Raw genomic sequence first — 713 nt, forward strand, 5'->3', positions numbered from 1 at the left:
AATAAATATCCTCCGGCATAGCCGGAGGTTTTTCGGATGCGCCTATAAGGCTCTGTTACCAGCCGCGCCCTAACAGGCGCATACGATCTGACATTTGCATCAGACTTCGTTACTTACGGCCCGTAAACGGGCTACCCGCATAAGGGATCGATAACTGCTCACCCATTTTATCTTCTGCAAGCTGGTGCTTTATGTATTCCTGTATCTTCACCGTGTTCTTACCCACCGTATCTACGTAGTATCCCCGGCACCAGAACTCTCTATTCCTGTACTTGAATTTCATATCCCCAAACTGTTCATACAGCATCAGACTGCTTTTCCCTTTCAGATACCCCATAAAGCCGGATACGCTCATTTTGGGTGGGATTTCCACAAGCATATGGATATGATCTGCACAGCATTCCGCTTCCAGGATCCGCACGTTTTTCCACTCACACAGCTTTCTTAAGATGCTGCCTATCGCCCTGCGTTTCTCACCGTAGAATGCTTGTCTCCGGTATTTGGGCGCAAAAACTATGTGATATTTACAGTTCCATCGGGTGTGCGCTAAGCTCTTTTCGTCCCCCATTGGGACCCCCTTTTGATTTCTTGTTAAACATTTGCAGTTGCCAGACCGCAATGTGTTTTAACAAATCAAAAGGGGTTTTAATAACTGGCCCAAAGCTGAAAGCTTTCCGGAACCCCCAGCCTAGCTGGGGGTTTTCTGTGCACAA

2 protein-coding genes are annotated in these 713 nt (G+C 47.4%); both read right to left on the reverse strand.

Annotated features, from left to right (window positions below; translation table 11 throughout):
• Positions 1–109: 109 nt before the first annotated feature.
• Entirely contained in the window at positions 110–568 is a 459-nt protein-coding gene (gene tnpA / locus BZK42_RS28005) for an IS200/IS605 family transposase (RefSeq protein ID WP_079778750.1), read from the reverse strand.
• Positions 525–713 (reverse strand): hypothetical protein (locus BZK42_RS29135; protein WP_075849398.1); only part of this gene is annotated, 189 nt, incomplete at its 5' end. The genes tnpA and BZK42_RS29135, both read right to left, overlap by 44 nt.

The sequence above is a fragment of the Citrobacter braakii genome (assembly GCF_002075345.1).
Taxonomy (GTDB): domain Bacteria; phylum Pseudomonadota; class Gammaproteobacteria; order Enterobacterales; family Enterobacteriaceae; genus Citrobacter; species Citrobacter braakii.